Source organism: Winogradskyella epiphytica, from assembly GCF_003217215.1.
GTDB lineage: Bacteria > Bacteroidota > Bacteroidia > Flavobacteriales > Flavobacteriaceae > Winogradskyella > Winogradskyella epiphytica.
Genome location: NZ_QJTD01000021.1, coordinates 1 through 5,269 on the forward strand (window position 1 = coordinate 1; position 5,269 = coordinate 5,269).

6 protein-coding genes are annotated in these 5,269 nt (G+C 31.4%); all 6 read left to right on the forward strand.

From position 1 onward, the window contains the following. Positions 1–106: 106 nt before the first annotated feature. The 6 genes from DFQ11_RS14610 (at position 107) to DFQ11_RS14635 (ending at position 5,052) form a co-directional block, all read left to right on the forward strand. Entirely contained in the window at positions 107–1,255 is a 1,149-nt protein-coding gene (locus DFQ11_RS14610; RefSeq protein WP_110476617.1) for an alpha/beta hydrolase-fold protein, read from the forward strand. A gap of 142 nt (positions 1,256–1,397) precedes the next feature. Then, positions 1,398–1,820: a hypothetical protein gene (locus tag DFQ11_RS14615; protein WP_110476618.1), complete on the forward strand. Its 423-nt coding sequence runs from the start codon at positions 1,398–1,400 to the stop codon at positions 1,818–1,820. A gap of 251 nt (positions 1,821–2,071) precedes the next feature. Further along, entirely contained in the window at positions 2,072–2,695 is a 624-nt protein-coding gene (locus tag DFQ11_RS14620; protein WP_110476619.1) for a hypothetical protein, read from the forward strand. Position 2,696: 1 nt separating this feature from the next. Continuing rightward, a complete protein-coding gene (locus tag DFQ11_RS14625; RefSeq protein WP_110476620.1) occupies positions 2,697–3,014 on the forward strand; it encodes a hypothetical protein in 318 nt (105 codons plus the stop codon). 181 nt (positions 3,015–3,195) lie between these two features. After that, positions 3,196–4,290 carry a DUF695 domain-containing protein gene (locus DFQ11_RS14630; RefSeq protein WP_110476621.1) on the forward strand — a complete coding sequence of 365 codons (1,095 nt, stop codon included), beginning with the start codon at positions 3,196–3,198 and terminating at the stop codon, positions 4,288–4,290. 153 nt (positions 4,291–4,443) lie between these two features. Further along, entirely contained in the window at positions 4,444–5,052 is a 609-nt protein-coding gene (locus DFQ11_RS14635; protein WP_110476622.1) for a hypothetical protein, read from the forward strand. Positions 5,053–5,269 lie beyond the last annotated feature (217 nt).

The following is a 5,269-nucleotide window of genomic DNA, read 5'->3' on the forward strand; positions in this document are numbered from 1 at the left end:
CAAACTATTTTTTTTGCCTTCTAAACGGCTGAAAAAAATCTTTTGAACGGTATAAATTAACCTAAAAAAAGGTCAACCTATATCAGTATAATACAGAAACTCGCTAATGAAGAATATAAATTTTTTAATATTATTTATTATTTCTTCCATAACTTATGGACAGGAAATAGACACAATTTCTTTTTACTCAAAAGCATTCAACGAAGAAAGAACTGTCTACATTCATAAACCGGAATTTTACAAATACAAATCGGAGTCTGTAAAGCTTCCTGTAATTTATTTGCTTGATGGACAACACGAATGGTTTGTCAATCCATTACTTTCAGATATACAATATTTACAATATACGCACGAAATTCCAAATGCGATTGTTGTTGTTATTCCGCATAAAAATCGTAACAAAGAATGTGGAATTGTAGATTTAACAACCGAATTGCCACTTGATGCTTTCATAACGAAAGAACTAGACAAAGCGCTTTTAAAGTATAATCCAAGTGATATTAAAGTAATTATTGGACATTCTTTTTCAGCGTCATTTTCACTCTACTCATATTACAACCATCCAGACTATTACAATTTTGTAATCGCAAATACACCACTTGATGAAATGGAGTTGTTAGTAAATAGTTTTCAAGAGAATAACGAAATAGAAAAAGGCAATATTTCAATAAGTATAGGTGGAATTGCTAATAGTAAAGACTACCATCACCGAAAAAAATATAATGAACTAAAAGAAAAATATCCTGCCTTTTTTAATTCAATCAACGTGTTTGAAGCCAATTATTCTGCACATAACGCTGTACCAATTGTGTCAACACCAACTCTTATAACAAGAATATTTGAAAGTTTTAACAATAGATACTCGAACATTGCAAAAGTTAATGATGAATATAAATTAATTAGTGTACCCGAAACACCAGAAAAAGAAGTGGAAAAAATAATATTAGCATCAAAAATTGGAACTTCTTTTTATCCACCTGAAATTGCTGAAATAAATGGAATAGCTTCAAGATACTGGAATAGCGAATTTGACGATTTGACAATTGAAGTTTATAAACTTGGAATAGAATACTATCCAAATTATTATGAATTTTACTTATCCCTTTATGAGTTAACATACAATAAAGACAAAGTACAATCAAGAAAATACTTGGAAAAGGCAGAATTTCTTTTGAAAACAGTTGAAAGCAGCTTGAAAGGGAAAAGTAAAATTATTGAAGAAATAAAAACTGAAAAAATAAAAAACGGCTGGTAACAGCGTTTATAACTTATGGCGGGAAAGTGGTAATTTCAAGCTTTGTGCATTTTAAGTAAATTTGGTTCAAGCCGACAGGAAAGTGCTTTGAAAACCGCCACAAGTCATATACGCAAACCGTTGTAATTAATTTGAACGAACTATGGACATCACTCACGAAACAATAAATTCAATAGTATTATTAGCTTTAGGAATAGCGTTTTACATACAAAACGGATTATACTCTAAAATGAAAATATTATTGGAATCAATAGATGTTGACAAATTGAAAAAATCTAATGACTTTATAAGAGAATCACATAACGCTGAATTAAATTTAAGAGCGCAAAAAATGTTCAAAGAACTTGAAAAGAAAAACAGTGAATTATTATCGGAAAAGACTGCTGAAATTTACAAACAGTATAACGAATTATTAGCACACTTATTTATCTTTTTAAAAGATATGAGTTACGCAGATAGAGAACCTTATTTAAAACTTTATCCAGAAAACGAACAATCATTGAGGAATTTACTTTCGGCTTATGACCAAGACGAACTTCCTTCTCAAAATCAGAAAGAGAATTAAAATAATTTCTACCTGAAATATAATCGTAATCTGACCAAAAGCCTAATAAATATAATTTACCAAACTCTCTATCGTAAGCGTTATTAATATCAAGTTTAACCATAATAAAAACTAATTACAACACCGTATAAAATTAATTGCTAGTTGTTTCCTTCTTGGAAACTTATTGCGTGATTCTTTTGTATTGCTTATTTTTAAAGTTAATATTTAGCCCACGCAAATAATCTTATACAATCACGTTACCTGTAATTATGAAACCAACTTTAGAACTTCCAATAACACTTCGACCACCAGAAATGGATGAAGTTCCAATGAACTCTTCAGTTAAGGAAAGACTTGAATTACGGAAAACTGCAAAAATTGTGGAAGGTTATAAAATTTTGCCGAAAGATGATAATCCAGAACACTCAAATTTAGCTTTCAATTTTTATGCGGAAATCAATATTGACAATTCAAAACTTTGGAATTTAGTACTTGAATTGAGTAACGAATTACCTAACGAAGTATCATTAATTTTTAATCAATCCGATTCGGAACCGAATTACGGAAAATACTCTGAAAAAACTCATACTCTTGAATTTCTAAATAAATACAAAACGGAAATCACATCAGACACGTTTATTGATTTTGGAATGATTTTTCACTCGGAATCTGAACTGATAGAAATATTTGTTCCCGAATCTAAATACATAAAATTTTGGGGAGTTGACCAAGAGTCATTTCTAAAAATAATGGAAAGTTTTAATCTGAAAGAAATTGACGGAATTGAATTCGTTGATGAATATCCGAAAGTAAGAGAAGCTTTACGTTTATTTGAAAATAATATAACTGAATCTAATGAACTGATTGAATTACTGAAAAAAGAATTTGAATAATATGGAAGTGAAATTTGATTTAGTAAGAATTGGTAGAACTCGAAAGAATCATACTTCGGAAAAAATCCTTGAGCAAAATGTGGATTTACTAAAAAGTAATATTCGTTTTTTTCTAAAAGACAAAGTTAGTAGCAATAAAAATAATGGAATTAGTATGGTTATGATAGTTCCAGGAAAAGGTTACAATATAAAAATTGCTTTACAAGACATTAGAGATAATGAAATCAAAAAAGAGTTAAGAAAGAAATTTCCAAATTCAATTTATAAAGGAGAATATTCTACTATTTTAGACAATATGAATAATAGAGTATTTCGATAGAAGAACAAATAACTACAGGTAACACCGTGTATAATTCATTGCTAGTTATAGCTTACTTACGAAAGTCCTCGCGGACTTTCTATCTGTAATTTATTTGCTAACTTTAGTGCTTAAACACGCAACGAAATCATACACAATCACGTTATGTGCAAGGCGAAAAAAAATCCGAACTAACAAGAATATGAGTTTTTTAAAATCAATATTTAGTACTAAACAGGAACCTATAAATTCATACTCTGATTTTTGGAATTGGTTCGAAAAGAACGAAAACAAATTCCATAAAGTTCTAAAAGACCAAGGAAATATAAACAAAGTATTTTTTGACAAACTTGCCCCAAAGCTAAACGAATTGAAAGATGGATTTTGGTTTCTTGCAGGTATGTATGATGACAACACAGCGGAGTTAATATTGACAGCTGATGGAATAATCAAAAATATTGTATTTGTTGAAGAATTAGTTCAGTCAGCACCGAAAATGAATAATTGGAAAATTACTGCACTCAAACAACCTTCTGACTCAAATCAATACGGAATTGAAATGGACGGATATAAATTTGACGAAAGTAAAATGGACTTTTATTCAACTGACCATAAACAAATGCCAGACGAGATTGACATTACAATTACTCATAAAGATTTCAGCGAAGAAAACAGAGCTGTAATGACAAATGGCGTTTATCTTGCTTTAGATAATTCTCTTGGCGAATTGAATTCAGTTACCACGATTGACAACGTGAATATTATTAACCCGAAAGATGCTACTTCAGACTTAATCCCATTAGAAAAACTAAAGGACTTTTTGACTTGGCGAGAAAAAGAGTTTGTTGAAAAATATAAAGGTTTCAGACACAACACAGAAAACGATAACTATTCTGGACTTGAAGCGACTTTAAAAAACGGACTTCCATTAGTTGCGATTATCAACACAGATTTATTGAATTGGGATAGTAAAGCTTCTCATCCTTGGATTGCAGTAATGGAAATAAAATATGACGGAAAAAACAATAATGGAATGCCTGACGATTCCACTTATAAACTTCTCAACGAAATTGAAGATAAAATAATAGCAGAATTAAAAGATTCTGATGGTTATTTAAACATTGGGAGACAAACAGCCGATTCTGTTCGAGAAGTATATTTTGCCTGTGTTGAATTTAGAAAACCATCAAAAGTATTACACGAAATAAAAAAAGAATATATAAATAAAATCGAGCTGGACTTTGACATTTATAAAGACAAATATTGGCAATCATTTAACCGATTTAGTCCGAATTGAAAAAAGCCCAGCACATAACAATGGCTATAAGTAATTGCTTGTTCTCGCCTACTTCTGAAAATCCTTGCGGATTTTCAGTTTGGTGCGTACTTGCAAAGTTAAGTGCTAACCCACGCAACTACTCATAGCCGAGACCGTTGTGGGTAATGTAAAATGAAAGATGAACAGCTCATATTAAAACTGATTCAAAGCCATAAGGAATTGGAGCATTTCGACTATTCTATAGCGGTTAATTGGGCAATTGACCTAATTAGGCAAGGAAAGGAGACTGAAAATGTGTTAATGCTTGCTTCATTTTCTCAACCAATTGACAGATTTGAAATCAGTACATATGTAACAAACGTTCTTGATGACTTAGGACTTGAAGAACTCGACTATGAAAGTGCTGTGATTGCAGAAACGCATTACCACTTGAACGAAATTCTAAGCGACCGTGAGATAAGAAAGAATTTGCAGTCACTCTATCAACTTTGCGTGGACAACGACTATGAATCGGGACTTATGACTTTCTATCTGATTTATCACGGATGGGATGAATTAGAAGAAATGGGAGTAAACTATTACTTTGACGGTGCTGATTTATACAATATTGAAGATGAACTAAAAAAGGAAGCACGTAAGTGGATTGACAAATATGTTCACGGAAAAGAAGACGAATCAATCGAACAACAACGAAGAGAAGAAAAAGAAAAAACACTACCCACAACAATGGCTATACCCAATAAGGGGTTCATTGCTAAATTGAAAGGTTGGTTTTCATAGCAAGTCCGCCAAATCGTTGATTTGGCTTTTAAAGTGAAGAAATTAAAAACAAAATACAACGCTTTGGCTCGGTGCAATCTGAAAGGTTTTCGCTTCGAAATCCCTTACTGTGCATAGCCGGGACGTTGGCAACAAGTTTAGAGCAACATTATGAAAATTGAAAAAACAATAGAAATTTTGGAAGCATTGGCTTCAGGATGTTCACCTCAAACAGGCG

Excerpts from the sequence above, each read along its gene's own strand:
- DFQ11_RS14610 (WP_110476617.1), top strand. The coding sequence starts at position 107 with ATGAAGAATATAAATTTTTTAATATTATTTATTATTTCTTCCATAACT.
- DFQ11_RS14615 (WP_110476618.1), top strand. The coding sequence starts at position 1,398 with ATGGACATCACTCACGAAACAATAAATTCAATAGTATTATTAGCTTTA.
- DFQ11_RS14620 (WP_110476619.1), top strand. The coding sequence starts at position 2,072 with ATGAAACCAACTTTAGAACTTCCAATAACACTTCGACCACCAGAAATG.
- DFQ11_RS14625 (WP_110476620.1), top strand. The coding sequence starts at position 2,697 with ATGGAAGTGAAATTTGATTTAGTAAGAATTGGTAGAACTCGAAAGAAT.
- DFQ11_RS14630 (WP_110476621.1), top strand. The coding sequence starts at position 3,196 with ATGAGTTTTTTAAAATCAATATTTAGTACTAAACAGGAACCTATAAAT.
- DFQ11_RS14635 (WP_110476622.1), top strand. The coding sequence starts at position 4,444 with ATGAAAGATGAACAGCTCATATTAAAACTGATTCAAAGCCATAAGGAA.